Origin of the sequence: Pseudomonas pharyngis (assembly GCF_021602345.1) — a bacterium.
In the GTDB taxonomy this organism is placed as follows: domain Bacteria; phylum Pseudomonadota; class Gammaproteobacteria; order Pseudomonadales; family Pseudomonadaceae; genus Aquipseudomonas; species Aquipseudomonas pharyngis.
Genome location: NZ_BQID01000002.1, coordinates 709,561 through 735,851, shown reverse-complemented (window position 1 = coordinate 735,851; position 26,291 = coordinate 709,561). Strand labels below are relative to the sequence as shown.

Here is a 26,291-nt window from a genome sequence, read left to right as displayed (position 1 = left end):
GTACAGCTTTAACCAGCTACGCTGAACGCAGTGAACGTAAAAATACTATCGGGGCATGCCTCTGTGCATCGCTCTCTGGGGGATTGATGGATCTTTGGACGGCCTTGCAGGCACTGATTCTAGGAGTTGTAGAGGGGCTGACGGAGTTTTTGCCCATTTCCAGTACCGGACACCAGATCATTGTTGCCGACTTGCTCGATTTCGGAGGCGAGCGGGCCATGGCGTTCAACATCATCATCCAGCTTGGTGCGATTCTCGCGGTGGTCTGGGAATTCCGACGCAAGATTCTCGACGTGGTCATTGGCCTGCCGACCCAGCCAAGTGCGCGGCGCTTCACCGCCAACCTGCTGATCGCCTTCCTGCCCGCCGTGGTGCTGGGAGTGGTCTTCGCCGACTTGATTCACCACTACCTGTTCAATCCGATCACCGTGGCCGCCGCGCTGGTGGTGGGCGGCATCGTGATGTTGTGGGCCGAGCAGCGTCAGCATGAAGTGCACGCCGAAACGGTCGACGAGATTCGCTGGACGGATGCGCTGAAGATCGGCTTCGCCCAGTGCCTGGCGATGATCCCCGGCACTTCGCGCTCCGGCTCGACCATCATCGGCGGCCTGTTGTTCGGCCTGTCGCGCAAGACCGCCACCGAGTTCTCGTTCTTCCTGGCGATGCCGACCATGGTCGGTGCGGCGGTGTATTCGGGCTACAAGTATCGCGACCTGTTCGTACCGGCGGACTTCCCGGTATTCGCCATCGGTTTCGTCACCGCGTTTATCTTCGCCATGATCGCGGTGCGCGGCCTGCTCAAGTTCATCGGCAGCCATAGCTACGCGGCGTTTGCCTGGTACCGGATTGTCTTCGGTCTGGTGATTCTGGCAACGTGGCAGTTCGGCTGGGTCGACTGGACGGCAGCCAAGCCATGAGTGATTCCCGCGCACGCCGCCCGGATCGCGGTCCTTCCGGTGGCAATATCCAGCACTTGAAATTGAAACTGGTGGTGCTGCTGATCGTCTGCGCGCTGCCACTGTTCGGCTCATTGTCGATGTGGCTGCGCGGGATTTCCCTGGTGCCGCTGACGGCCTACGGGCTGGTCAGCGTGCTGGCGTTTTTCCTGTACTGGGCGGACAAGCGCAAGGCCCGCGCCGACGCTTGGCGCACACCGGAAAACATCCTGCACGCGGTGGAACTGGCCGGTGGCTGGCCGGGCGCGTTGATCGCCCAGCAGGTCTTCCGGCACAAGACGCGCAAGGTGTCGTTTCAGGTGTTGTTCTGGATGATTGTGGCTTTGCATCAGGTGTTCTGGATCGATCAGTTGTTTCTCGGTTCGAACCTCCTGGCGTTGTTCTAAAGCAGCAGCCCGACCTGCAAGCGCTTGGGCAGCTTGCTGACCACCAGTTGGTGGGAACGCTGCAGCAAGCCTTGCAGTTCCTCGGCGCCCAGCGGGTAGGGCGGGTGCATGATGATCCATTGCGCCCGGGCAAGGTACGGCGCCGGGTGAATGCCCGGCCGGTCGCAATGACCGAGAAACAGGTCCTTGTCGACCTTGAACGCCAGCGAATCACCGCGCAGCCCCTGCAAGGCGAACATCTTGTTGCCGGCAATCGAAAACACTCGCACGCCACCCCATTTGTAGTCTTCCCTGGCACCGGGCAGGGCCAGGCAGAAGTCCGCGACATCCTGTTCGCTCATCTTTCCTTGTTTCATAACAGCCGTTCTCCACAGGCATTGAACGATTCGACCAGATGATCGATCCACGCGCGCACCGCCGGCATCACCCCGCGCCGATGCGGATACACCGCTTGCAGCCAGCCGCCGGGCAGTGACCAGTCCGGCAACAACTGCACCAGCGTGCCGTTGTTCAGTTCCGTTTCGCAATACATCATCGGCAACAGGGTGAAACCCTGGCCGGCCAGCACACAGGCCTTGCGCACGATGAAGTCGTCGATGCCCAGCCGGGCTTCCAGCGCCAGATCGCAACTCTTGCCGTGCTGATCGAGCAGGCGCACATGCACCATGCGATCGGCTTCCAGAGCGCCCAGCACCGGCAGGTTCTTCAGGTCCTGCGGATGATTGATTGCCACGCCCTGCATAAAGGAAGGGCTTGCGACCACCACCATCTGCGCCTGACGCAGGCGGCGGGTCACCAGCATCGGTTCTTCATCGCCGTGTTCGCGCACGCGCAGGGCCACGTCGATGCCTTCGGTGATCAGGTCGACCCGTCGATTGATCAGGGTGACTTCCAGCTGCACCTGAGGGTATTTGCCAAGGAAATTGCTGATCACCACCGGGAGCATTTCATGGGCCAGCCCCGTGGGACTGGAAACCCGCAAGCGTCCGCGAGGCTCGCTGGACATGCTGGCCACTGTTTCATCGGCCATTTCCGCTTCCAGCAGCATGGCCTGACAGTGACGCAGATAGCGTTCGCCGACCGCCGTCAGCTTCAATTGGCGGGTGGTGCGTTGCAGCAAACGTGCGCCAAGGCGTTCTTCCAGCTCGGCGATGCGCCGCGACAGGCGTGACTTGGGAATGCCGAGCAAGCGGCCGGCGGCGGCGAAACCGCCAGCCTCGACCACTTTGGCGAAATAGTAGAGATCGTTGAGGTCTTGCATGGGGAAAACCGACTGTTCTATCAGTGGGACAAACTATCGCATTGTTGCCGTCTAATCAGCTATTGGTTTCGTCGGTAGGATTGTCTCCATTCCGTCGCCACCGGCGATTCATTCCAGGAGATTCCACATGAAACTGCTGCACATCGATTCGAGCATTCTGGGCGACAACTCCGCTTCCCGTCAGCTGAGCAGTCAAGTCACTAAAGCCTGGCAAGCCGCCGAGCCAAGCGCTGTCGTGACCTACCGCGATCTGGCCGCTGACGCCATCAGCCACTTCTCGTCGACCACCCTGATTGCCGCCGGCACCACCGCTGAACTGCGCAACGCCGCACAACAGCACGAAGCCGAACTGAGCGCCACCACCCTGGCCGAATTCATCGCCGCTGACGCCATCGTCGTCGCTGCACCGATGTACAACTTCACCGTGCCGACCCAGCTCAAAGCCTGGATCGACCGCATCGCCGTCGCCGGCCAGACCTTCCGTTACACCGAAGCCGGCCCTGAAGGCCTGTGCGGCGGCAAGAAAGTAGTGATCGTTTCCACCGCTGGCGGCATCCACGCCGGTCAAGCTTCGGGCGTGGCACACGAAGACTACCTGAAACTGGTCTTTGGCTTCCTCGGCATCACCGACATCGAAGTCGTGCGTGCCGAAGGCCTGGCCTACGGCGAAGAAGTGCGCAACAACGCCATGAGCGCCGCGCAAGCGAAGATCAGCGAGCAGCTGTTCGCCGCCGCGTAAGGCTTGCGTAAAGAACAGCTCCTGTTCAGGCAAATTCCAAAAAACTCTGTATTCTGGTTCCGCAAGGGCCAGATACGGAGTTTTTTGTTTCTGACTGTTACATAATCTGGCCCGGGTTATGCAGTCTGATGATCAACGTCTGAGTGCAACGCCGCGCCGGGGTACCGAATTTCGGAATTTCGGGCGTCGAACACAACGGATCTTTCGATTGAGTAACAACAGGGTGGGGCATCCCATGATGCGTCTTTGTGCAGCGTTACTGATTTGCCTGCTCGGCAGCCTGAATTCAGTGCACGCTGCGCCCGGGCAGCACCCGCGCTGGAGCGTCGGCTATCACGAGATGACATTCCTCGATCCGCTCGACCTGCAACCGATGCGCGCCATCGCGTTCTATCCCTCCAGCGACCGCGAACACCTGAGCCTGCTCGAAGGCTATTCGGTCGAGGCCGGCGAAGACACCAAAGTCGCCATCGGCCGTTTCCCGATGCTTATGCTCTCTCACGGCAACACCGGCACGCCGCTGGCGCTGCACGACCTGGCTACGTCACTGGCACGCAAGGGGTTCGTGGTGGTGGCGGTGATTCACCCCGGCGATAACTCCAAGGATCACAGCCGCCTCGGCACGTTGAGCAATCTCTACGGCCGGCCGATCCAGATTTCCGAAGCCATTACCGCCACGCTGGGCGACCGCATGCTCGCGCCGTACGTGAACGCCGAGCAGGTTGGCGTGATCGGCTATTCGGCGGGCGGCGAAACGGCGTTGATTCTGTCCGGCGCGCAGCCGGATCTGGATCGCCTGCGCCGTTACTGCCAGGAGCGCCCGGACGACCGCGACGCCTGCAACACCCAGGGCGAGCTGATTGTCGACCGCGACGATCTGCAACCGGTAGCCGATCCGCGCGTGCATGCGTTGCTGCTGATGGCGCCGCTGAGCCTGAAGTTTGGTCGTCACACTTTGGCTGATGTGCATGTGCCGGTGCTGCTCTACAGCGGTGATGGCGACAAACTGGTGGCCTTCGATAAAAACGCTGCGGCCCTGGCGCGCAAGCTGCCGACCGCACCCGACTTCAAATTGCTGGCCGGGGCAGGGCACTTCGTGTTCATGGCGCCATGCAATGAAGAGCAGATTCGTGCGATGCCCGCCTTGTGCACCGATGCCGATGGCGTGGACCGCGAAGACATCCACCGCAACCTGATTTCCGAGGCCGGGCGATTCTTCTCCCATGCCTTGGGCAGGCCGACACGCGCGGGGATGCAGACGGCGGATCAGTGAGCGTTTACGCCATGGCCCGGCGCTTGAGCAGCAAGGTCAACGCCAGTCCGGTCACGGACAGCACGGCCGCACTGAAGAAAATCCACGAATAGCCCAGGTTCAACGCCACCGCGCCCATCATCGGGCCGGCAATCGCCAGCGCCAGATCGAAAAACACCGCATAAGCACTCAACCCGGCACCACGACTGGAGTTGGGCACCTGCTTGATCGCCTCGACGCCCAGCGCGGGGTATACCAGCGACAGGCCGAACCCGGCCAGACCGGCGCCGACCAAGGCATACGCGGTCGAGGGCGCCAGCCACAGCATGACCAGGCCGACGGTTTCGATGGTCATGCAGGCAATCGCCGAGGTGAATCCGCCAAAACGGCCGATGGCGGAAATGAACAGCAGCCGCGAAAGGATGAAACACACACCGAACACCGTCAGGCAATACGCAGCGCCGCTCCAGCCGCGATTGAGGTAATACAGGGTGATGAAGGTGGTCAGCGTGCCATAGCCAATCGACGCCAGGCTCAGACTGGCGCCGAACGGAGCAATCCGTCCGAACACCGCCCAGAACGGCAGGCGTTCACCGCGTACCACCGGCACCGAGGGCTTATTGCGGATCAGCAGCAAGGCGCCGGCCGCGAGTAGCGACAGCGCAATGCCAAGGCTTTCGAAGCCATAGTCGGCGACCATCACCACGCCCAACGGCGCGCCAATGGCAATCGCGCCATAGGACGCGATGCCGTTCCACGAAATCGAGCGCGCGGTGTGTTCGGCACCGACCTGGCCCATGCACCAACTGATGGTGCCGACGCCGATCAGGCCCTGGGCAATCCCCAGCAACAGGCGACCGACAATCAGGATCGACAGGCTCAACAGCGGCAAGCTCTGCAGCAACGTCGAAACCAGCGTCAGCACACCGCTGAGCACAATCCCCGACAAACCATAAACAATCGCCCGTTTGGTGCCGATGGTGTCCGACATGCGCCCGGCCATTGGCCGGCTGAGCAGGGTGGCCAGGTATTGCGAACCGATCACCAGCCCCGCGATCACGGCACTGAAACCCAATTGCTCGTGCACGTAGCCGGGCAGCACCGCAATCGGCAGGCCGATGCAGAGGAAGGCAATAAAGGTATAGAAAACGATGGAGACGATCTGCAGGGTGATCGCCAGGGAGCTTTGCGGTGGCTGTTGCTGCGCAGACATGAGGACTCGTTCGCGGGCGGCGGTGGGAGAGTCCGCATCATGGCGTGGCGCTGGATTAAAAGGAAGCAGGCTAACGATCTTTTCCTCGACGAAAAAAAAGCCCTGTCACAAGGACAGGGCTTTCTGTTTACCGCTCGATTCGACTTAGAACACCACGCCTTGGCTGCGCAGGTAGTCGTCGTAGGTGCCGCTGAAGTCGGTCACACCGTTCGGGCTCAGCTCGATGATGCGGGTGGCCAGGGACGATACGAACTCACGGTCGTGGCTGACGAAAATCAACGTGCCCGGGTAGTTTTCCAGCGCCAGGTTCAGCGCCTCGATCGATTCCATGTCCAGGTGGTTGGTCGGTTCGTCCATTACCAGCACGTTCGGCTTTTGCAGGATCAGCTTGCCGAACAGCATGCGGCCTTGCTCACCACCGGAAATCACCTTCACCGACTTGAGGATCTCGTCGTTGGAGAACAGCATGCGACCCAGGGTGCCACGGATCACTTGCTCGCCCTGAGTCCACTGACCCATCCAGTCGAACAGGCTGACGTCGTCTTCGAAATCGTGGGCGTGGTCCTGAGCGTAGTAGCCCAGCTCCGCGCTTTCGGTCCACTTCACGGAACCTGCGTCCGGGGTCAGTTCGCCCATCAGCGTGCGCAGCAGGGTGGTCTTGCCGATACCGTTCGGGCCGATGATGGCTACGCGCTCGCCGGCTTCAACGGTGAAACTGAAGTTCTTGAACAGGGTCTTGCCGTCGAAGCCCTTGGACATCTGCTCGATGGTCACGGCCTGGCGGTGCAGCTTCTTGGTCTGTTCGAAACGGATGAACGGGCTCACGCGGCTCGATGGCTTGACTTCGGCCAGCTGGATCTTGTCGATCTGCTTGGCGCGGGAAGTGGCCTGCTTGGCTTTCGAGGCGTTGGCCGAGAAGCGGCTGACGAACGTCTGCAGTTCGGCAATCTGGGCTTTCTTCTTGGCGTTGTCCGACAGCAGTTGCTCGCGGGACTGAGTCGCCGCGGTCATGTACTCGTCGTAGTTGCCCGGGAACAGACGCAGCTCGCCGTAGTCCAGGTCGGCCATGTGGGTGCAGACGCTGTTCAGGAAGTGACGGTCGTGGGAAATGATGATCATGGTGCTGTTACGCGCCGTCAAAATCGTTTCCAGCCAGCGGATGGTGTTGATGTCCAGGTGGTTGGTCGGTTCGTCGAGCAGCAGCACTTCCGGATCGGAGAACAGTGCCTGAGCCAACAGAACGCGGAGTTTCCAGCCCGGCGCGACTTCGGTCATCGGGCCGAAATGCTGTTCCAGCGGAATACCCAGACCCAGCAGCAGTTCACCGGCGCGGGATTCGGCCGTATAGCCGTCCATCTCGGCGAACTCGGTTTCCAGCTCGGCCACGGCCATGCCGTCTTCTTCGCTCATTTCCGGCAGCGAGTAGATGCGGTCGCGCTCGGCCTTGACCTTCCACAGCTCTTCGTGACCCATGATCACCGTGTCGATCACGGTGAATTCTTCGTAGGCGAACTGATCCTGGCGCAATTTACCCAGGCGTACATTCGGCTCCAGCATGACCTGGCCGCCGGACGGCTCGAGGTCGCCGCCGAGGATCTTCATGAAGGTCGACTTGCCGCAACCGTTGGCGCCGATCAGGCCGTAGCGGTTGCCGCCGTTGAATTTGACCGAAACGTTTTCAAACAGCGGCTTGGCGCCGAACTGCATGGTGATGTTAGCTGTAGAAATCAAAGGTTTTTCCTGCGAAGCGTGCTGAGTAGCGAGGGTGCAGCCGGAGCGCTTGGCCCGAGTCGAAGTGCGCTGAGGCGGGGCAATCCCGTCATCAACCAAGGGGGGCGCGTAAAGTTTGGCGGCGATTGTACTGGTCTGGCTCTTTAAACGATAGGGCGGTGACATTCCGATTGCCGTTTGGCGCAATCGCGAGACAGTTTTTCACAGATGAAGGTTCACTATTGGTTACAAACTGTGGCTAAAATGCCATCCATTCACCCAATGCCTTGTCCGGCATGGGCTCAAGGATGCGCCACCGGGACGTTTTTTTTGATTTCAGACCACTGCCACAGACCTTGGGCCACAGCCCGAAAGGCGCGCAGTTTGTTCACTTCTGACGTGTGACGATTTCCGTGAAACTCATCATTGCCGCTGTATATGTCATTTCCATTGCGTATGTTCACCTGCGCGGTCGCGTACGCCACAAACTCGGTCGTCAACTGAGCGATCACTCCTCGTTCCTGGCACCGATCAACTGCTTCCTTTATCTGTTCTCGAAAAAGCCCAACACGCCTTACCTTGATCCAAAGGACTTTCCCGATCTGACTCCGTTGCAGACCCACTGGGAAGAAATCCGTGAAGAAGGTCGTAACCTGCTGCGTGCCGGCGAGATCAAGCGCTCGAACCAGTACGACGACGTCGGTTTCAACTCGTTCTTCAAGACTGGCTGGAAGCGTTTCTACCTGAAGTGGTACGGCGACAGCCACCCGTCGGCGCTTCAACTGTGCCCGCGCACCACTGAGTTGGTGCAGAGCATCGGCTCAATCAAGGCTGCGATGTTTGCAGAATTGCCACCGGGCTCGAAACTGGTGCGTCACCGCGATCCGTACGCCGGTTCGTACCGCTATCACCTTGGCCTGGAAACGCCGAACGACGCCGGTTGCTACATCAACGTCGATGGCGAGAATTATCACTGGCGTGATGGTGAAGCGGTGATGTTCGACGAGACGTTCATTCATTACGCGGAAAACACCACCGACCAGAACCGCATCATCCTGTTCTGTGACGTTGAACGACCGATGAAGTTTCGCTGGGCAGCGGCGTTCAACGGCTGGTTCAGCCGCACCGTGATGTCGGCGGCCGGTGCACCGAACGATGCGGGTGACCGCACCGGTGGGATCAACCGCTTGTTTACTAGGATCTACAAGATTCGCCTGCGCGGCAAAGAGTTGAAAAAACGCAATCGCAAGCTCTACTACATGGAAAAGTGGGCGATCTTCGGCGGTCTGCTGGCGATCTTCATTCTGATCTGACGAATCGGGCGACTGTTGAAAGACAGTCGCCCGATTTCATTTTCACGACGCTTTTTTAGTCTTCTTCGCCGCTGTGGTCTTGCTGGCGGTCTTCTTCGCCGGTTTGGCCGGGGCTTTCCCGCCGAGGCTGCGCTTGAGCAGTTCGGTCAGGTCGATAACATCTGCCGATTTGCGCTCTTCTTCAGCGGAAACGGTTTCAACGTCTTCGATCTTGCCTTCATGGGCCTTCTTGTCCACCAGCGCCATGATCTTGTCTTCGAACTCGTCGTTGTAATCCTCGGGCGTCCAGTCCGCTGTCATGTCTTCCACCAGCCGTTTGGCCATGTCCAGCTCGCCCTTGGCCAGTTGCGGCTTGGTCACTTCGCTGCCCAGCTCAAGTTCGTCCAGGCTGCGCACTTCCTGCGGCCAGCGCAACTTCACCAGCACCAGCGCCGACTCCAGAGGCATCAGCGCCGCCAGGTATTGGCGCGTATGTAAAACCACTCGGGCGAGGGCGACCTTCCGGGTTTTGCTCAGGGTTTCACGCAGCAAGGCATAGACCTTGCCGCCACGCTTGTCCGGAGCCAGGTAATAGGGCGTGTCGATGTTCTGCAGCGGGATCTGTTCACTGTCGACAAAGGCGAAGATATCGATGGTCTGGGTCGAAACCGGGTGTGCCGAGCGGATCTCTTCTTCGCTGAGCACCACATAGCGGCCTTTTTCGAACTGAACACCTTTGACGATGTGCTCTTTGGTGACTTCCTTGCCGGTGACCTTGTTGACCCGTTTATAGCCGACCGGGTCCATGCTGCGGCTGTCGAGCCAGTCGAAGTCGACGCCTTGGGATGACGTCGCCGAGACCAGCGCCACGGGGATGTGGACCAGACCGAAACTGATTGCGCCTTTCCAGATTGCCCGAGCCATGTGCTGTTCTCCGAGTGATGTTCGGGTGACCCGTGGCCCTGCGTAAAAGTTTCCGTTGTTTGCTGGGTGCCGCTAAACGTCAGGTCAAGCCGTGTTACATCTTGTTTAGCGGTGACGGGTTAACAAATGCGAACCCACGGCGTAGCGTGGACTCGAAGGCTCTAGTCCCTGCGCACCGAAAGAGGCCGTTCATGAACCGTTTCCTGCTTGGCATTGCGTTGCTCGCCCTCAGTGGCGGGCTGGTTCACGCCGATGGCGCAATAAGCCATACATCGCTGTTGCTGGCACAAAGTCCGACCGGCAACAGCAACAACCCCTACAACAGCCCGATCCGCCGGGCGAACCCCAACAGCATGCAGGGCACCCAGCCCGGCACTCCGCCCGTTCGCGGGCCGAACACGGTGCCGGTGCCACGGCCGCCGACCCTGGAAAATCGCGGTATCGGCAATGGTCAGCCGCTGCGCTCCGTGCCGAGCACGCCACCCACCTTCATCCCCAACCCTCCAGCCCGTGACAGCGGGAGCAACCGTTGAATGGCATAACCGCTTCTGTCAGCCCTTCAAACGAACAAAAGGAATCGTGCATGTTGCGTAAAACCCTTCTGGCCGGCCTGTGTGCCAGTGCACTGATCGCCGCCCCGGCGTTCGCCGCCGCTCCCAAAGAGCTGCAAAGCGAGCAGGGCACCCTTGAAGTCACAACGATTACCCAGGGCCTCGAGCACCCATGGGCTCTGGCCTTCCTTCCTGATCGCCAGGGCATGCTGGTGACCGAACGTCCCGGCAACCTGCGCGTGGTGGATGCCGACGGCAAGCTGTCTGCGCCGATCACCGGTGTGCCAGACGTCTGGGCCAAGGGGCAGGGCGGATTGCTCGATGTGGTGCTGTCACCGGATTTCAAACAGGATCGCCTCGTGTACCTGTCCTATGCCGAGGGCGGCGGAGCGGGTGACAAGGCCGGAACGGCGGTCGGGCGCGGACGCCTGTCGGATGACCTGAAAACCCTGAAGGACTTCAACGTGATTTTCCGTCAGGAACCGAAACTGTCGGTCGGCAATCACTTCGGCTCGCGGCTGGTGTTCGACCGGGACGGTTATCTGTTCATCACCCTGGGCGAAAACAACGACCGCCCGACCGCGCAGGACCTGGACAAGTTGCAAGGCAAGGTCGTGAGGATCTACCCCAACGGCAAGGTGCCGGACGACAATCCCTTTGTCGGCCAGTCCGGCGTGCGCCCGGAGATCTGGTCCTACGGCCACCGCAATCCCCAGGGCGCCGCGCTCAATCCATGGACCGGAACGGTGTGGGAAAACGAACACGGCCCACGCGGTGGCGACGAGGTGAACATCATCGAACGCGGCAAGAACTACGGCTGGCCGCTGGCGACCCACGGCATCAACTACTCCATGCAACCGATCCCGGAAGCCAAGGGCAAGACCGCCGAAGGCACGGTCGGGCCGCACCATGTCTGGGAAAAATCCCCGGGCGTCACCGGCATGGCGTTCTACGACGCCGATCGCTTCAAGCCGTGGCAGCACAATCTGTTCATCGGTGCGCTGGTGACGCAGGAGCTGATCCGCTTGCAGTTCGACGGCGACAAAGTGGTGCATGAAGAACGCTTGCTCGGCGAATTGAAACAGCGGATCCGTGATGTGCGCCAAGGGCCGGATGGTTACCTGTATGTGCTGACCGATGAGTCCGACGGTTCGCTGTACAAGATCGGACTCAAATGAACCCTTCACGCGGGTGAGCGAGCGTAGAGCACCACCGCCGCCCGCAACTTGCCACGACCGAAGCGGCACATCTTCTCGAACTCCCCATGGCTGACCGGCACGTGCTGGCAGTCCATGGGCTGGCGATGCTGGCTGTGGTCGACATCCGGGTCGTGCAGGTAGACGAAGTCTTCGTCGCAGTCGGTGACGATCACCCAGTGCGGCGACTTGGAACGGGTTAGCCGATAACTGCTGATCAGCACCAGGGGTTGTCCACCGTTGGCCAGCAGTGTGGGTAAATCCAGCGTTACGCCGATGACCTGATCGACATCGGTGTCGTTCAGTTGCGCCATGAACTCGTCATGGACCAGGCGCATGACGTCTTTTTTATGCGCATCGCGCACGCCGTCGAGAAACAGCGGCCCGGTCATGCTCAGTTGCAATCGCACTCTGAAACCCCGGCGCCAGGCCGCCAGAGCCAAGCCTTGCGGGCTGCAACCGCCATGGCCGGCCGTCATGAACACCGTGGTTGCTTCGCGCCACAACTGCAATTCCTCGCGCCGCTCCAGCAAACGATCGGCCTGCAACGCGCCCATGGCCATCAGCAAGCAGGCCGGGCCGCAGGTGAAATCGGTGGTTTGTCGGTAATAGGGGACCTTGATATTGCGTGAGTCGCGATGCTGGAGAATGCGTTTCTCCAGACGCAGCGCGTCGGCGTGATCCTCGTAGTAGTCATGGATCAGTGCAAAGCGCCGGTAGCCGTTACGCTCGTACAGGGCGATGGCGGCGGGGTTGTCGGTGCGCACTTCCAGCCGCAGATAGGCGCAGTCGTGCTCAAGCGCACAGGCCTCGATCCGTTGCAGCAATTGCTTGCCCAGACCACCGCCGCGCGCCTCGGGAGCAATCGCAATGGAATACAGACGGGCCAGCGAGGTGCCGCGATGAAACAGCACCAGCGCATAACCGGCCAGTTGACCCTCGCGTTCGGCCACCCACAATTGCCCGTGGGCCCGGGTGATCATCCATTGGAAACTGCGGCGTGTGAGCCGGTCCGTGGTGAAGCAGTGCATCTCCAGCGTGAGCAACGCTGGCAAATCATCAACGACCGCCAGGCGAAAAACAGCATTCATATGACCACCGTAAAAGTTGCGTAACGAAACGGGACTTTCGAAAAACTTCGTGCTTAATAGAAAAGGTCTTGTTCTCCAACGGATCAATTTCTATGTCAGCGGTACAGGGTCATTGGCGCGAAGTATCCAGTCAAAGTTTGCCACCGGCAACTTATTTAAAACCGCAGATCAGAACGTCCAGTCAAGTGTTGATCATCGTCGAACGCAAGGAAGACTGGGCCTCGTACTTTCCCAGCGAAGACATCCTGACGGCCCAGGAATATCTCGAACAACCGCCCGACAGCGAGCCGGGAAAACGGGTGCAGGTGATCAATCTGTGCCGCAGCTACAAGTACCTGGGCCACGGCTACTATTGCTCTCTGCTGGCGGAGGCTCGAGGGCACAAGGTGATTCCGTCGGTACGCACCATCAGCGAACTGACCCGAAAATCCCTTTACGGTCTGGCGCTGGATGACCTGGATAAAACCCTGGAAAAAGCCCTCAGCCATCATCTCTACAGCGACACTGAAGGTTTTACGCTGACACTTTATTTCGGCAGAACGCATATAGAGCCGTTGCAGGATCTGGCCCGGCAATTGTTTGAAGTATTCCCGTGTCCGATTCTGTTAGTTGAGTTTCGTCGAACTAACGGCTGGCACATCGAAGGTATAAAGTCTGGCGCCTTGCACAAGTTGCGCGACGATCAGGAAGATCAGTTCGCCAATGCGCTGGACGGCTTCAGTCGCAAGATCTGGCGTGTACCGCGTTCGCCGCAAGTGGCGCGATATGACCTGGCGATCCTGCATGATCCGCAGGAAGCCTTGCCGCCATCCAACGCCCGCGCACTGGAAAACTTCGTGCGGGTCGGCAAAAGCATGGGCATCGATGTCGAGCTGATCGAACGCAAGGACTACGCAAGGCTGGCCGAGTACGACGGCCTGCTGATCCGCGAGACCACCAGCGTCGACAACCACACTTATCGCTTCGCCAAGAAAGCCGAAAGTGAAGGGCTGGTGGTGATGGACGACCCGACGTCGATCCTGCGCTGCACCAACAAGGTCTACCTAACCGACTTGCTCAACAGCCATCAACTGGGCATGCCCGCCACGGAAATTCTCTACAAGGAGCGACCCGAAGACTTCGAACGGGTCGGCGAACGCCTCGGTTTTCCGTTGGTGCTGAAGATCCCGGATGGCTGTTTCTCCCGTGGCGTGATCAAGGTCGAGAGCCAAGAGGCCCTGCTGGAAGCCACCGCCGAGCTATTCGAACATTCGGTGCTGTTATTGGCCCAGGAATTCTTCTACACCGAGTACGACTGGCGCATCGGCGTGCTCAACCGCAAACCGATTTTTGCCTGCCAGTACTTCATGTCCAAGGGCCATTGGCAGATCTACAACCACAAGGCCAAGGGTCAGGACGTCAACGGCGAATGCCGCACGCTGGCGATCCACGAAGCGCCGCGCGCGGTGGTGGAACTGGCGGTGAAGACCGCCAACCTGATCGGCGACGGCTTGTATGGCGTCGATCTGAAACAGGCCGGCGACAAAGTGGTGGTGATCGAGGTCAACGACAACCCGAACCTCGACGCCGGCATCGAAGACGCCTACCTGCAAGACGATCTGTATTCGCTGGTACTGGAAGAGTTCGTGCGGCGTCTCGAACTCAAACGCCGCGGCCAGGCCTGGTGACCGGCCGATGATCAACAGCTTTGTACTCAATCACGGCGCCTTGCAGCGGGTCGAGCGGCTGGACGCCGAGGTGATGCTGTTCAGCGACCCGGACGCCGCCGAGCGCGACTTGCTCCACAGTCACTTCAAACTCGATGAACACGCGCTGGCCTCGGCGCTCGACCCGGACGAGGTGTCACGGATCGAGTTTCACCCCGATCACTTGTTCCTGATCTGGAAACGCCCCGAGAACTATTCCGGAGGCGGCAGCCTGGCATTCGAGGTGTCGTCCTGCGGTTTGCTGTTCTCGCCGGGCCAGTTGTTGGTCATCGCAACCGACGACACGCCGCTGCACGGTGTCGGCACCCGCCAGCCATTGAACACGCCGCTGGATGTGTTGCTGGATTTGCTGTTCAACAACATCCATCACTACCTCGGGCATCTGAAGGTGATCAAACTGGTCGCCCGGGAATTGCAGCAGAAATTCAACGCCTCGATGCAGAACCAGCATCTGGTGCAGATGTTCAACCTCAGCGAAAGCCTGATCTATTACATCAATGCCTTGCACAGCAACGGCGCGGTGCTCACGCGGCTGCGCAATCACGCGGAAAAGCAGCACTTCGGCAGCGAAGCCATCGGCCTGATCGACGACCTGATCATCGAAAACAACCAGTGCTACAAGCAGGCGGAAATCTATTCGACGGTGTTCTCCGGGCTGATCGACGCCCGGGGCAACCTGATGAACAACAGCATGAACAATCTGCTGCGCAAACTGACGCTGATCAACGTGGTATTCCTGCCGCTCAACCTGATCGCGAGCATTGGAGGCATGTCGGAATTCAGCATGATGACCGCCGGCACGCCGTGGTGGGTGTCGTACCCGTTATTTCTCGCGGCGATGCTTGTGGGAGCGGGTGGGATGCTGTTCGGGCTCAGGCGTCTGGCGAAATGACGGCGGCCGGACGTTTGCGATCCTGCAGGCCCCGTACCATCAGGTACAACAACGGCCCGACTGAAATAAACACCGCCGTCAGCAACAGATACGGCACCACCGACCAGCCCGACTGCCCGCGCTTGCGCGCATCCTTGTACATCCAGACGCCCGCCAAGGTTGCCAGCAGATAGAGATCGATCACCACCTGCGCGGTGTCGGGCCGCGACATCAGGCTGATGCCGAAGTCGATCAGCGACTGTTCGGCCTGAAGCATCACGGAAACGGTATAGCCGCCAAAGGCGATCAAAGCGGTGAGGGGCAGGGCGATGGACATCAGGTATTCCTTCCTTGGGCAGATGAGCGAGAGGCCAGCCTACAGACCCGGCGTAAAATTCGCCATTGACTTGCCCGCAGCACCCGGGCTAATTTCGGGGCCATGACTTCCACCGTATTGCGCTGCCAGCCAAGCATTATTACCGCCATTCCTCATTTGGCGGGCTAGCTCACGACTGCAGCACCCAACCCGCCCTAGAGGCGGGTTTTTACTTTCTGTCTCCGGGGTTACGAATCAAACGTCAGGAGACGACCATGCGCTACAGCCCCGCCCAGCAAGCCCTGCTTGAGCAGTACGTGAAAAAGATCCTCGCCGCGCCGGTGTACGAACTGGCGGTGCGCACGCCGCTGCAACCGGCGTCGGCGCTGTCTGAAGCGCTGGGCAACCGGATCCTGCTTAAGCGCGAAGACCTGCAACCGACGTTCTCCTTCAAGATCCGTGGTGCCTACAACAAACTGGTGCAATTGAGTGATGAGCAGAAGGCGCGCGGGGTGATCACGGCTTCGGCGGGCAATCATGCGCAAGGCGTAGCGCTGGCGGCGCGGGAACTGGGCATTGCCGCGAGCATTGTCATGCCGGCAACCACCCCGGAGCTGAAAGTGCTGGGCGTCAGCAGTCGTGGGGCCGAGGCGCTATTGCATGGCGAAAGCTTTCCGTTTGCCCTGGCTCACGCGCTGCAACTGGCTGAGCAGACTGGGCGAACGTTCGTTTCGCCTTTCGACGATCCAGATGTGATCGCTGGCCAGGGCACGGTTGCGATGGAAATCCTGCGCGAGCATCAGGGCGCACTGGATGCGATCTTCGTCCCGGTGGGCGGTGGCGGGTTGATCGCGGGCATCGCGGCGTATGTGAAATACCTGCGACCTGAAGTACGGATCATCGGCGTCGAGTCGGAGCACTCGGCCTGCCTGAAGGCTGCCATGCTAGCGGATGAGCGAGTGGTGCTGCCCAACGTGGGTACATTCGCCGATGGCGTGGCGGTGGCGCAGATCGGCGCCTACGGGTTCGAGGTTTGCCGCTTCTGCGTGGATGAGGTCATCACCGTCAGCAACGACGAACTCTGCGCGGCGATCAAGAATATCTACGACGATACCCGCTCGATCACCGAGCCTTCCGGTGCTTTGGCGGTCGCGGGCATCAAACAGTACGTGGCGCAAACCGGCGCACGGAGTCAGACGTTCATCGCCATCGATTCTGGCGCCAATATAAACTTCGACAGCCTGCGTCATGTCGCGGAGCGAGCGGCGGCGTGCGGTGTTTCAGCGTGAAAGGACTCAGGGCAACAACGGGCGCAGAAAGCTGCGCTCGTAGCTGATGATGAACTTCTTTTCGACCAGATCGGCCACCAGCGCCGTGCTTTCCGGGTCGGTCAGAGCGATGTGGCGATAACTTTCGTAATCTGCCAGCGACGGGAAACTGAACAGGCAATACGCGATATTGCTCGCGCCTTCCGAGGGCAGGAAGTAACCATGATGCGTTCCTCCCAGCCGTTCGACGATGCCGAGCCAGGTCTTGGCGTAGGCCTCGAATGCGTCCAACTGATAGGGGTCAATCACGTATCTGACGTGGCAGGTAATCAAGGCTGCGGCTCCTTTGCAGATTATTCGGGTATTGCCACGCCAACCTTGTCCGCAGCCGACCAGATACGGAAACGCACTTCAACGTCCTGCGGTGCGTAAACCACGATCGGCAGCTTGCTGTTATAGCGCACGGTAAAGCCATCGCCGATCACCGGCACGAACGCGCGTTTTTTCTGGGTGCCGGGTGGGCAGGCCATCAGCGTGCTCATCGGGCCGCTGACTTTTTCCAGGCGATAGAACGGATAGCCCCAGCCTTCGAGGTTTTTCTCTTCGAGGGTGCCGCCCAGGCGCTGGCGGTTGCAGTCGACTTCGAGGGTCTTGCCGGCAAGGATTTCGACTTTGAAGTTTTCTTCCTGGGCCTGTTGCGGCAGGTGGATGACCTGGCGCGTGAAGCCCGCTTCGGCCTTAGGATAAGGCGCGGTGTCCTCAAGTTTGGCGGCGTGGGTGAGGGTGGACAGGCTGGCGAGCATCAGGCCGGCCGTCGCGCGGACGGTGAAATTTCCCATTGAAGCCTCCTGCCGGGTGTACGTTGGTTGACGGGCATTCTCACTGTCGCAGGCGATGAATGCAAACCGCCAGCCGCTTGCAAATTGCAGTGCCTGCACGAGTGAATCTTGCATTTTGCAACTGGCTAGTTGCCTGCACTTTGGCCAAGTCATTGATTTGCAAGGAGGTGATTGCAACCTGATGAAAGGCACGTTTTATGCGTTGATTTGGTGCAGCGCACCGAGTTCGGGCGCCTACACTCCAATGGGCATTTCGCAGTACAGCCGCTTGTCACAACCCAAGGATTCAGCGGGGACACACCCGTGGGAACCGTGGCAACGGTCGACGTGAATACTTGATTGGCAGTCTCACAGTAAGGAGAGGTTTCGCCATGTTTCTGTCTGCCTTGGAACTCCGCAACATCATTGAAAGCAGCTTTCTACCGAAACGCTGCCAGTGCACGCTGTCCCCGGATCTGTCGATGACCGTCAAGGTGTATGGCGATCACCAGACCGATCAGGTTGAGCTGCAGGTGAGTGGCATCGATGCCAGTCATTTGAACAGCTGTCGCGAAATCAACGGCCTGATCGCCGGGTTGCGCTCGGATCTTGCGCAACAAACGGCAACCCATCATTCAGTGCCGCGATCCCGAGTCGTCTAACCGACTGTTTCACCCAGTTCGACCGTCACGCGCCGGGCCTGCAAGAAGCCAAGGCCCAGCGCGAACTCGACCAGCACCGCAAGCAGAATCCCGGGGCCGGCGTGGCCGTTGAGCCATTCAGCAAACCCCAGCACCGCCAGGCCAAAACAGCCGACGATAAAGCCGTTGCTCAGCGCATTGCGCGCGATCGACACCGGCGCGTTGCGCACCAGATAAAACATCAGTCCCAACGCTGCAAACAGCACCGCGCTGCGCCGTGCGACGAATCCGGCTGCCTCTGAATACTCGATGCTCCAGATCGCCAGCAATATTTGTGGAGCCAGACCCCAGGCCAGAGAAAGCAGAAAACACAGACAGAAGGTGAGGGTCGACAACGTGCGAAACGACAACTGCATGGCGAATCCTTGCGGCAGTGAGGAGGGCCCCGAGCATACCCTTCGAGACCCGTGCTCGCCTACCGCAATGCCGCAAAGCAGAGCTTTCTGTCAGTTCTGGAAGCTGCACGCGTCAGATAATTTCCGGTAACTGATTTCTTCCGGTTTACCGGTGTTGTCGAGGTATTTCATGTCGGCGGTGATGACCTTGCACTCCTGCGTCTGCGGCTCGGTCAGGGAAACCACTTTGGCGACATGCAGCGGCATGCCGTATTCATAGGGAACAGCCTTGGAGGTGTCATTGGCCTGGGCCAGCCCGGCAAACGCGGTGCAGGCGAGGGCGGTGGTGAGCAGGAACGGACGAATGTTCATGATGGACTCCGGTGCGACGGAAATGGAGTTTGGCGGATTGCCAGCCAAACCTGCCGCACTCGGCGTCAGCCAGGGGCTGAGGGTGTGCGGTTCAGTAGAGTTTTTGACCGCGGCGTTAAGCGATGGTTAACCGGGCTGAACGCCGGCTGTCTGGGCGGGGATTGTTTCGTGGGGGAGTCTCGGCGGATTCCTACAAGGGTGGATGCCTTGTCTGCTTTCGGGGGCTGGAGTGGGGCGGTTATGGTTTGGCGTCGCTGCAAAATCAGCGACTTAGGTTTGGTCACCTGAAAAACTCGACACATCTGTGCCATGATTCGCGCCGCGGACACTCATGTCTTCGGAGTACATTGCTGTGGCGGCTGTGTGCAGGGGCGCCTTCGGGCGAGCTGATCGGGTTTCTCAGTTGACCAAGCCTTGCATACAGTCCGCCTCCCATCGTTTGGTCACGGTGTCGGCGGGTCATTGAAGCCTATCGAGTAATGACAATGCCAATCCTGAAACCAAGCTCCGCTCGCTACCTCCCGCTCAACAGCGGCGTCACCGACAGCGCACCACTGGTCATCGACACCCACGCCAACCCGAAAGACCTCTTCGAAGCCGCCGTGCAACGCATCCGCGCCGCAACCGACCTGCTCGAAACCCTGCACTGTCTGTGCTTCAAACACGCCGACGTCCAAGACATTCCCCACATCACCCATGCGCTGTACCTGCTGACGCAGGATGGCAGTGATTTACTTCAGGTTGCCCAGCAGAAAATGTTGAACTGGCAGGCGCCGGTTTGATGGTTTGAAAAGCGGCCTGGTATTCACGGGCAGAAGCATTATCTGCCCGTAATGCTGTTGGAGGCTTTTGGCTCTTCATCCGGAACTGGATCAAACGGGCTGATCAAGTTGGGGCTCCATTTCAACTCGACAATATTTCCGGGCAAAAATCGAACATGTAGAAAGTCATCACCACGCTCTCGGCGAGGGAGCGGCAAAATCGCCTCATGATTTTCTTTCTGCACTCCATTCCTGAGCTGCTCGCCTGTCCGGCCGAGAATCCACGAGACACGCACCGTCTCTCCCTCAATTCTCTGGCAGCAGATAACACCGCCGCTCCCCATTGCGAACAGATTTCCACCACCCAAATCATTCACCCAAAAAAATGTAATCGGGCGATCGGTGTGATTCTCCGAAGTCAACATCGCGCCGGGCGTGCGGAGCAGACTATAGATTTTCGGGGCAGCGTATGAAAGCACCAAAGCCAACACACCCAGCGCTATTTGTCTCCGCCGCCAGGTCCGTCGGCGGCGCGCATCTGCAGAAACATCTATCAAATCAATGAAATCCATTTCGTATATTGAGATTGTCGGAGTGAGCCCCGCAGTAGATTTATCCTTGCTTCAGGTCGATGCGCCTGACGATTGTGTCGATGGCTTACGCATCGTCTGCTCCAGATAATCCGGTGCCATACCTTTTGTCTTATTCAGACTCGGTATGTCGAAGTCTCGCACGCGAAAATATTTGGGTAGCGGAGGATTCTGGGTCGGTGGCATCTGCTGGATCATGTATCGATCATTAACATAAAACTCAAGCAAGTCCTCGATATCAAAGTTCAAACTTTTTACTTCAGGATTGAACCAATCCTTCAATAAAGTTTTAACGGGCGCTGAAGCAAAAGCGGTGTTCAGTCGCCATGCCTCACGGTCCACATCTTCAAGCCAACCTAGATCATTGCGTAAGGCAGCCTTGTCTTGTTGGTTCTGCTTGATCGCCTGATCTCGCTTTGCAGCCTGGGCGCTTGTTTCATTTCCCATGCCAAAAAATTTAGCCATTGACCCTTGCTTACCAAGGATTGGACGTGCGAGACGGTCTTCCTGTTCGTCATACGCCTTATGCTGTTCGCGATAGATCTCCCACAATCCGCGCAGCCTCTGAATATACAAACGTCGGTGAGCAAGGAATGCTTCGGGGGAGACCTTCTGATTGCCTGCAAGACTTAGGTATTTTTTACTAACTTCAATGGCGCTTGCACCGTTGATGTGGTCATTCAATTGGAAGTATTTCGATACCAAGACCGCTTTGTCAGGAAGTGTTTGCATGGGGTAAAGCGGAACGCCTGCACGATAAGCAGCGTTATACATTTCATGCAGACTGACCATGTGGAGTTCACGACTATGAGGAGCATCAGTTTTAGCCAAGCCTCCTCCTACGTCGTAGCTGGTTCCAGGTACGAGGCGCTCTTCCCAGCGAGGTGTCGATGGACCGGTACCAATCAATCGAGATCGGCGAGATTCCTGGCACTCATGTGCTGCAATTAAATGCAATGCGTTTTTTACAGGACCAGGAAGGCATTCACCGTCATCGACTTTGTTCTCGAAAGGCAGCAGATATTCAAAAATAATTGAATCCTCGCCACTACGATCTACCGCATCAAAAAGGCCCATGAACGTAATTTCAAGATTTGTTTTCTTAAATATGGTGGTGGCCGGGTCGCACTCTTCAAAGATTTTATGAGCAAATGCTCTTGCAAGGCTTGCGCCGAAATCGAAGCCAAATATTGACACGGATATTTTTTTAACCGGAGCTTTGCTGTTCTTGTTAGCGTCTTCTAAAGCCTTCTCCAAGGCGCTAACCGCCGCCTCCAATCGCGTATCTACACCTGTTTTGAAAAAGTTCGTTATTAGTTCGTTGTCACGAGTAAAGTCAAACATGTCCAGAGATGCTGGCGCTGCTGCTTTGATTGCTGAGGTAATAATGTTTCCAGGCTTTATATTGTTATAGATGCTTTCCCACCATTTTTTACCGGTAATGACGTCCTTTGCGGAATCAAGTGGGCTATTCGAAATAGTGTCTTCAGGAGACTTTACTATGCTGTCTTTCGCCCTGCTTGCGGCGCCATCAATGCCTGCGCCGCTTACGGTCTCTCCACCTCCGAGTGTTTTATCAAACTCAGTGGCCAAACCCGACAAGTAAAATCGTTTATTTCCCGCAAATGAATCTGATGCATCGGATAGGTCAGCATCCGGGTACGCCATGAAAAGTCTGGCAACATTACTGAGTCGGTCCTCTTGCAAGTCGCTCTTCATGTTTCGGCCAAAACCATCGAAGAAGAATCCAACTCGCAGCGTCGCCTCACAAGGCAGAACAGGATTTTTCTCAGCAGAGGTGCAAGAGTTCGTTTTTGTGCTGATAGCTTCTGCACGATCTAGATGCTGAGGTGTGCTCATGGGATACGTCCTTGTTCAATAGATTTTTGCTTGGCAAAGGGAGATGGGAAAGGTCTTGTGAGGTCGGGACTCCATCCCAGCCTAACCTTGTTGCCCGGTTCGAATTGAACGTGAAGATATTGATCAGTTGGCCCACGCTCGGGCAGTGGAAGTTCAATTTCGTGATGCTCTTCTACCGCTCCACTCAATTGCTGCTGACGGGTCATGTCCAGAATCCATTTTATTTTAATGGTTTTTCCTTCAAATCGGGTGCAGCACATAATCCCGCCGCCTCCCATTGCCATCAAGTTTCCACCCCAAAAGTCATTCGCCCAGAAACTAAAAATCGGGCGATCCATATAGTTTGCAGATGTCAACATCGCCCCAGGCGTACGAAACTGGTTGTAAAGGTACGAACCCAGGAAAGGCAGCAGTAAAACAAGCACCCCAATGACCAGGTTGCGGCGACGCCAGATTTTTTGCCGCTTCATGTTCATAGCCACAGTCATACTGCTAGATTCCTTCCTGATGTTGGATATTGCTCAGTCGGAAGTCGCTTTGAGGAACTTCCTTTTTCGTCTTTTACTTGAGAAGAGGCTGCTTCGTTCGGTGCGTGTTTTGTGTCCAGTGTTGTTGAGGACCAAACAAGTTCGATGCTGTTTTCAGGGAGAAAGTAGACGTGCAATGTATCGTCTCCTGCTTTTCGCTCGGGCATGGGCAATAACGCTTCGTGCCGCTCTATCGTCATGCCCTGTTCCTCCTGAGATTTTGACAGGCTCAGGATCCAGACTATTTTTGCCTGGTCACCGGACAGGTCCCAGCAACAAGTCACACCGCCATTTCCGCCCCAGTGATCATTGACCCAGTAGCTGCCGACGGGCCTGTTCATGTAGTTATGGGACGTCAACGCCGCACCTGGCGTTCGGGTGCTGTTGTAAACGAACAAGGCCAGAACAAGGAAGGAAAGAGTCAGGATGCCGATTGCTGAACTTCGATATTTCCCTTTGTGGTTATTAAATTGTCGACTCACTCCGACAACTCGCTCATCACAACCCCAAGCGGCAACTTCTCCCCAACAGCCCGCTCTTTGGCTTTGTTCCACATCGGCCAATTCGCCGGAAACTCGGGATCCATCAATTGCAGGCTGGCAAACAGGCTGACGTCTTCCGGGTCCGACAAGCCTTCTGCGCGTCCTGCCTCCAGCGCCTGCTTGACCTGGTTCAACCGGTCGCCATGGCAGCTACTGGTGAATACCTCTGGCGCGTCTTTTTCCAGTTCGGTGGTCAGGTTGTAGGGCAGGGGGTCGACCTCCATGTCCTTCCATAACCTGGCGTCGAGGAAAATCGGCTGGTACTTGCCCGGCTGTTCCAGGTTGAGCCCTTTGAAGCATTGCCACTCATCATCCGCCGCTGGCACCCACCATTCCTGCAAGGGCCCGAAAAGCCAGGCATGCCAGGATAGATCGTCGCGGGCGTGGAGCATCGGCAGTACTTCGGGGGCGTAGCTGCGGATCATCAGGACTTCGCCGGCTTCGTTTTTTGCCAGCAAGGCGTCGCTCAGGTGCGCCGCGAGTTTGTCGGCGGGGCAGTCGGTGCGGATCCAGCTGGCCATGGCAGTGCAGCCGGTAAAGTATTCGTGGGCGAGAAAGACCTCGAATTCCATGTCGCTGACGTCCACGAGCCATGGGCCGAAGTTGCGCAGTTCGGCGAACTCCGGTTGAAGCATCAAGGGGCGGCGTGACGGATCGGATTTGAGGAATTGCTGACGAGCCGGCTCGGAGAGCAGGCCCGTTTCAACGATTGCGAATCGCGACTGTGCGTTTTTATGCGCCTCTGCCCAGGCTTTCGCTGCGTCGTCCTTCGTCATCAATTGGCTCCCGATTGCAGGGCCAGTTTTTCCCGCATGGCTTTCTTCAGGCACTCAACGCAGATGCCTTTCGGCGCCTTCAGCTTTGGCACTACGGCCAGCGATTCAGCCTCGATCTTTTGATTCAGCCGGGTTTGCATCAAGCGTCCGGCCTTGTCGAGGGCTGCCAGGCCAGGGATGAAAGGCACGAGGATCTGAATACCGGAACCCACCCCCGGCGCACCGCCGGTGTTGGCCTTCACTTCCGCACCGCTGATGGTCACACCACCCGCATCGACCTTGATGAAACTGCCGCCAGCCTTCGCCGTCAGTTCCATCCCGCCTTCGATCACGACTTTTTCACCAGCGTGGTAGTGAATCTCCGTGCCCGCTTCCACGAACTGCCCGGTGCCGACCTTCACATGCTGTGTCACGCCCACGGTCAGGTGATCGTTGGCGCGCATTTCGCTCTTGCGATCCAGGTGGGTGATGCGGTGTTCCTCGACTTTGAATTCACTTAAAACATTGGCCTCGACGGTGTCATGCCGTTCGTTGCCGACGCGGATCTTCTGGTCGTGCTCGATGTTTTCGTCCCAGTCGCGCTGGGCGTGGATATAGATCTGTTCCGCGCCTTTCTTGTCTTCGATGCGGAATTCGTTGTAGCCCTTGCCGCCGGGTGAGCTCAGGGTCTTGAAGGTGCTGCGGGTCTTGTTCGCCGGCAAGTCGTAGGGGACGACGTTTTCCTTGTGGTACAGGCAGCCGGTCACCAATGGCTGGTCGGGGTCGCCTTCGAGGAAGGTCACCAGCACTTCCATGCCGATGCGCGGGATCGCGATGCCGCCGTAGGCTGCGCCGGCCCAGCCGCTGGCGACGCGCAGCCAGCAGGTGGTCTTGTCGTCGGCCTGGCCTTCGCGGTCCCAGTGGAATTGCACTTTCACGCGGCCGTACTGGTCGCAGTGGATTTCTTCGCCGGCGGGGCCGGTGACGATGGCGGTCTGGCTGCCGAGGACTTTCGGTTTCGGGTGTTCGAGGGCAGGGCGGTAGTGGGCGTCCCACGGGGTGGCCACGAAGCTGTTGCGGTAGCCCTGGTGGAAATCGCTCTTGTTGTCGGTGACGTCGCTGGTGACGTTTTCGCCCAGCACTTGCGGCTGTTTGCCTTCGTGGAAGACTTCCAGCAGCAGCCACAAATCGTTCCACTCGGCGCGCGGGTGTTCGGCCAGGGTCATGAAGTGGCCGGTCGTGAGCGTCGGCTCGTCACCTTTGCCTTCGGCGAGTTTGTAGTCGCTGCGATGGCGTTCCAGCGCGCGGGTCGAGAGGAACTTGCCGCGCTCGCGCGTGGTGAAGCGGCCGGGGTAGTCGTAGTCTTCCAGGTCCGGCATGAACGCGGACTTGACCGCGCTTTCGGGCAGGATCTTCGGCTTTTCGAAATCGTAATCGCGGCGGCTGACGCGGCTGGTGCGGGTTTCCAGGCGCAGGTTGAAGCGCTTGATCACCGGTTTGTCGGCGGTCATGCCGGAGTCTTGCTGGTAGTTGACCGGTTTCAGTTTGCGGAACACGGTCTGGTCGTCGCCGAACACCAGTTTGTGGCCGCTGCTGCTGTGCTGGAAGTGAAAGTGAATGCCTTCCTCTTCGCACAGGCGCTGGATGAAATGCAGGTCGGATTCGTCGTACTGCACGCAGTAGTCGCGTTCCGGGTATTCGGCGCCGAGCTGGAAGCTGTAGGCGTTGGCCAGGATCCCGCGATCTTCCAGAACGCGGGCGATGATCTTCGGCACCGTCAGTTGCTGGAAGATCTGCTGATCATGGTTGTGCCGCAGGTAGGCCAGTTGCGGCACCAGGCTCAGGCTGTAGCGGGTCAGGGTCTTGCCGGAATCGCCTTGCTCGATGCGATACACCAGACCATGAATCTTGCCCTCGCCAGTGGTGCCGAAGGTCAGGCAGCCAGGCTTGTGTAGGAGTTCTTCAAGGTTGAGATCGGGACGGGCGCTGACCAGTTCGAGGTCGAAACGGAACGGCTCGTTGAGGGCTTCGCGACCGGTGAAGCTGAGGACTTGCAGGTCGGCCGAAGCGCCTTCGAGCGTGAGGGTAATGTGGGTAGCGTTGGCGTCCAGCATGCCTTTATTTCCGTCCATTGAATAAGCAAGGGACGGATGGTGCAGGATTAGCCGGGCTCGTACAACCCGCAAATGCCCTTCAGGGGCGTAGGGTATTCCCTTAGAACGGGCATTTGACTCAGTGAAATCGGGGCCGTCAGAGTCGACTCACCCATCGGATCAGTCCAGACAGCCCGACTTGTAC

Annotated in this window: 29 protein-coding genes and 1 pseudogene; 13 read left to right on the top strand and 17 right to left on the bottom strand. The window is 58.4% G+C overall.

All coding sequences use genetic code 11. The annotated features are described in order from the left end of the window. The first annotated feature begins 86 nt into the window (after positions 1-86). A complete protein-coding gene (locus L6D74_RS06885; RefSeq protein ID WP_039768199.1) occupies positions 87-917 on the top strand; it encodes an undecaprenyl-diphosphate phosphatase in 831 nt (276 codons plus the stop codon). Next, a complete protein-coding gene (locus tag L6D74_RS06880; protein WP_039768201.1) occupies positions 914-1,342 on the top strand; it encodes a DUF1294 domain-containing protein in 429 nt (142 codons plus the stop codon). The genes L6D74_RS06885 and L6D74_RS06880 overlap by 4 nt, the downstream gene beginning before the upstream one ends. On the opposite strand, the gene L6D74_RS06875 is transcribed toward L6D74_RS06880, so the two are convergent. Both L6D74_RS06875 and L6D74_RS06870 read right to left on the bottom strand, forming a co-directional pair. Next, the gene (locus tag L6D74_RS06875) at positions 1,339-1,698 is read right to left on the bottom strand and encodes an MmcQ/YjbR family DNA-binding protein (RefSeq protein ID WP_039768203.1); all 360 of its coding nucleotides are present in this window, start codon (positions 1,696-1,698) and stop codon (positions 1,339-1,341) included. The two genes, L6D74_RS06880 and L6D74_RS06875, sit on opposite strands and share 4 nt — an antisense overlap. Next, the gene (locus L6D74_RS06870; protein WP_236188391.1) at positions 1,695-2,603 is read right to left on the bottom strand and encodes a LysR substrate-binding domain-containing protein; all 909 of its coding nucleotides are present in this window, start codon (positions 2,601-2,603) and stop codon (positions 1,695-1,697) included. Before L6D74_RS06870 ends, L6D74_RS06875 begins: the two co-directional genes overlap by 4 nt. Positions 2,604-2,730: 127 nt before the next feature. Between L6D74_RS06870 and L6D74_RS06865 the strand changes: the two genes are divergently transcribed. After that, complete coding sequence (locus L6D74_RS06865) at positions 2,731-3,342, top strand: FMN-dependent NADH-azoreductase (RefSeq protein ID WP_236188389.1); 612 nt, start codon at positions 2,731-2,733, stop codon at positions 3,340-3,342. 235 nt (positions 3,343-3,577) lie between these two features. After that, positions 3,578-4,615 (top strand): alpha/beta hydrolase family protein, encoded by a 1,038-nt coding sequence (locus L6D74_RS06860; protein WP_011334022.1) that lies wholly within the window; start codon positions 3,578-3,580, stop codon positions 4,613-4,615. A gap of 4 nt (positions 4,616-4,619) precedes the next feature. On the opposite strand, the gene L6D74_RS06855 is transcribed toward L6D74_RS06860, so the two are convergent. Next, positions 4,620-5,807, bottom strand: a complete 1,188-nt coding sequence (locus tag L6D74_RS06855) for an MFS transporter (protein WP_236188388.1) — start codon at positions 5,805-5,807, stop codon at positions 4,620-4,622. Positions 5,808-5,951: 144 nt separating this feature from the next. Further along, positions 5,952-7,538: an ABC-F family ATPase gene (locus L6D74_RS06850; RefSeq protein WP_039768209.1), complete on the bottom strand. Its 1,587-nt coding sequence runs from the start codon at positions 7,536-7,538 to the stop codon at positions 5,952-5,954. A gap of 392 nt (positions 7,539-7,930) precedes the next feature. On the opposite strand from L6D74_RS06850, the gene lpxO reads away from it, so the two are divergent. Then, positions 7,931-8,830, top strand: coding sequence for a lipid A hydroxylase LpxO (lpxO, locus tag L6D74_RS06845; RefSeq protein ID WP_236188387.1), 900 nt, complete (start codon positions 7,931-7,933; stop codon positions 8,828-8,830). 42 nt (positions 8,831-8,872) lie between these two features. On the opposite strand, the gene ku is transcribed toward lpxO, so the two are convergent. Continuing rightward, a complete protein-coding gene (gene ku / locus L6D74_RS06840) occupies positions 8,873-9,733 on the bottom strand; it encodes a non-homologous end joining protein Ku (protein WP_085611670.1) in 861 nt (286 codons plus the stop codon). A gap of 191 nt (positions 9,734-9,924) precedes the next feature. Here ku and L6D74_RS06835 point away from each other — a divergent pair, with 191 nt between their 5' ends. Both L6D74_RS06835 and L6D74_RS06830 read left to right on the top strand, forming a co-directional pair. Beyond that, positions 9,925-10,266, top strand: coding sequence for a hypothetical protein (locus tag L6D74_RS06835; RefSeq protein WP_085646495.1), 342 nt, complete (start codon positions 9,925-9,927; stop codon positions 10,264-10,266). Positions 10,267-10,316: 50 nt separating this feature from the next. Further along, the gene (locus L6D74_RS06830) at positions 10,317-11,462 is read left to right on the top strand and encodes a PQQ-dependent sugar dehydrogenase (protein ID WP_236188381.1); all 1,146 of its coding nucleotides are present in this window, start codon (positions 10,317-10,319) and stop codon (positions 11,460-11,462) included. 5 nt (positions 11,463-11,467) lie between these two features. Here L6D74_RS06830 and L6D74_RS06825 read toward each other — a convergent pair whose 3' ends face one another. After that, positions 11,468-12,571 (bottom strand): GNAT family N-acetyltransferase/peptidase C39 family protein, encoded by a 1,104-nt coding sequence (locus tag L6D74_RS06825; protein WP_236188380.1) that lies wholly within the window; start codon positions 12,569-12,571, stop codon positions 11,468-11,470. Positions 12,572-12,663: 92 nt separating this feature from the next. On the opposite strand from L6D74_RS06825, the gene L6D74_RS06820 reads away from it, so the two are divergent. Both L6D74_RS06820 and L6D74_RS06815 read left to right on the top strand, forming a co-directional pair. Then, positions 12,664-14,238: a RimK family protein gene (locus L6D74_RS06820; protein ID WP_236188379.1), complete on the top strand. Its 1,575-nt coding sequence runs from the start codon at positions 12,664-12,666 to the stop codon at positions 14,236-14,238. A 7-nt stretch (positions 14,239-14,245) separates the two neighbouring features. Next, positions 14,246-15,169, top strand: a complete 924-nt coding sequence (locus L6D74_RS06815; protein WP_236188378.1) for a magnesium transporter CorA family protein — start codon at positions 14,246-14,248, stop codon at positions 15,167-15,169. Here L6D74_RS06815 and L6D74_RS06810 read toward each other — a convergent pair. Then, positions 15,150-15,488 carry a DUF2834 domain-containing protein gene (locus L6D74_RS06810; protein WP_236188431.1) on the bottom strand — a complete coding sequence of 113 codons (339 nt, stop codon included), beginning with the start codon at positions 15,486-15,488 and terminating at the stop codon, positions 15,150-15,152. The two genes, L6D74_RS06815 and L6D74_RS06810, sit on opposite strands and share 20 nt — an antisense overlap. A 251-nt stretch (positions 15,489-15,739) precedes the next feature. Here L6D74_RS06810 and ilvA point away from each other — a divergent pair. Continuing rightward, a pseudogene (ilvA, locus tag L6D74_RS06805) lies at positions 15,740-16,729 on the top strand (threonine ammonia-lyase, biosynthetic); the annotation flags it as partial. Between the two features lie 30 nt (positions 16,730-16,759). On the opposite strand, the gene L6D74_RS06800 reads toward ilvA, so the two are convergent. Both L6D74_RS06800 and eco read right to left on the bottom strand, forming a co-directional pair. Further along, a complete protein-coding gene (locus L6D74_RS06800) occupies positions 16,760-17,065 on the bottom strand; it encodes an NIPSNAP family protein (RefSeq protein WP_039768220.1) in 306 nt (101 codons plus the stop codon). A gap of 20 nt (positions 17,066-17,085) precedes the next feature. Further along, the gene (gene eco, locus L6D74_RS06795; protein ID WP_236188376.1) at positions 17,086-17,571 is read right to left on the bottom strand and encodes a serine protease inhibitor ecotin; all 486 of its coding nucleotides are present in this window, start codon (positions 17,569-17,571) and stop codon (positions 17,086-17,088) included. Positions 17,572-17,942: 371 nt separating this feature from the next. Between eco and L6D74_RS06790 the strand changes: the two genes are divergently transcribed. Beyond that, positions 17,943-18,212: a DUF1652 domain-containing protein gene (locus tag L6D74_RS06790; RefSeq protein WP_039768222.1), complete on the top strand. Its 270-nt coding sequence runs from the start codon at positions 17,943-17,945 to the stop codon at positions 18,210-18,212. Here L6D74_RS06790 and L6D74_RS06785 read toward each other — a convergent pair. Both L6D74_RS06785 and L6D74_RS06780 read right to left on the bottom strand, forming a co-directional pair. Further along, the gene (locus L6D74_RS06785; RefSeq protein WP_236188371.1) at positions 18,209-18,607 is read right to left on the bottom strand and encodes a hypothetical protein; all 399 of its coding nucleotides are present in this window, start codon (positions 18,605-18,607) and stop codon (positions 18,209-18,211) included. The genes L6D74_RS06790 and L6D74_RS06785 overlap by 4 nt on opposite strands. 90 nt (positions 18,608-18,697) lie before the next feature. After that, positions 18,698-18,958, bottom strand: a complete 261-nt coding sequence (locus L6D74_RS06780) for a DUF2790 domain-containing protein (protein WP_011334038.1) — start codon at positions 18,956-18,958, stop codon at positions 18,698-18,700. Between L6D74_RS06780 and L6D74_RS06775 the strand changes: the two genes are divergently transcribed. Continuing rightward, positions 18,951-19,088 (top strand): hypothetical protein, encoded by a 138-nt coding sequence (locus L6D74_RS06775; protein ID WP_156669331.1) that lies wholly within the window; start codon positions 18,951-18,953, stop codon positions 19,086-19,088. The two genes, L6D74_RS06780 and L6D74_RS06775, sit on opposite strands and share 8 nt — an antisense overlap. A gap of 355 nt (positions 19,089-19,443) precedes the next feature. Then, positions 19,444-19,740 (top strand): hypothetical protein, encoded by a 297-nt coding sequence (locus tag L6D74_RS06770; RefSeq protein WP_064596411.1) that lies wholly within the window; start codon positions 19,444-19,446, stop codon positions 19,738-19,740. A 38-nt stretch (positions 19,741-19,778) separates the two neighbouring features. On the opposite strand, the gene L6D74_RS06765 is transcribed toward L6D74_RS06770, so the two are convergent. Genes L6D74_RS06765 through L6D74_RS06740 form a run of 6 tightly spaced genes read right to left on the bottom strand, consistent with a single transcriptional unit; the run spans position 19,779 to position 26,107 of the window. Further along, positions 19,779-20,291, bottom strand: coding sequence for a DUF3304 domain-containing protein (locus L6D74_RS06765; protein WP_082934410.1), 513 nt, complete (start codon positions 20,289-20,291; stop codon positions 19,779-19,781). A 51-nt stretch (positions 20,292-20,342) separates the two neighbouring features. Next, complete coding sequence (locus L6D74_RS06760) at positions 20,343-22,169, bottom strand: phospholipase effector Tle1 domain-containing protein (RefSeq protein WP_064596413.1); 1,827 nt, start codon at positions 22,167-22,169, stop codon at positions 20,343-20,345. After that, positions 22,166-22,657: a DUF3304 domain-containing protein gene (locus tag L6D74_RS06755; RefSeq protein ID WP_156669332.1), complete on the bottom strand. Its 492-nt coding sequence runs from the start codon at positions 22,655-22,657 to the stop codon at positions 22,166-22,168. The genes L6D74_RS06760 and L6D74_RS06755 overlap by 4 nt, the downstream gene beginning before the upstream one ends. Then, a complete protein-coding gene (locus L6D74_RS06750) occupies positions 22,654-23,178 on the bottom strand; it encodes a DUF3304 domain-containing protein (protein ID WP_236188370.1) in 525 nt (174 codons plus the stop codon). Before L6D74_RS06750 ends, L6D74_RS06755 begins: the two co-directional genes overlap by 4 nt. Then, positions 23,175-24,014, bottom strand: a complete 840-nt coding sequence (locus L6D74_RS06745; RefSeq protein WP_236188367.1) for a DUF4123 domain-containing protein — start codon at positions 24,012-24,014, stop codon at positions 23,175-23,177. The genes L6D74_RS06750 and L6D74_RS06745 overlap by 4 nt, the downstream gene beginning before the upstream one ends. Further along, a complete protein-coding gene (locus L6D74_RS06740) occupies positions 24,014-26,107 on the bottom strand; it encodes a type VI secretion system Vgr family protein (protein ID WP_236188365.1) in 2,094 nt (697 codons plus the stop codon). Before L6D74_RS06740 ends, L6D74_RS06745 begins: the two co-directional genes overlap by 1 nt. Between the last annotated feature and the right edge of the window lie 184 nt (positions 26,108-26,291).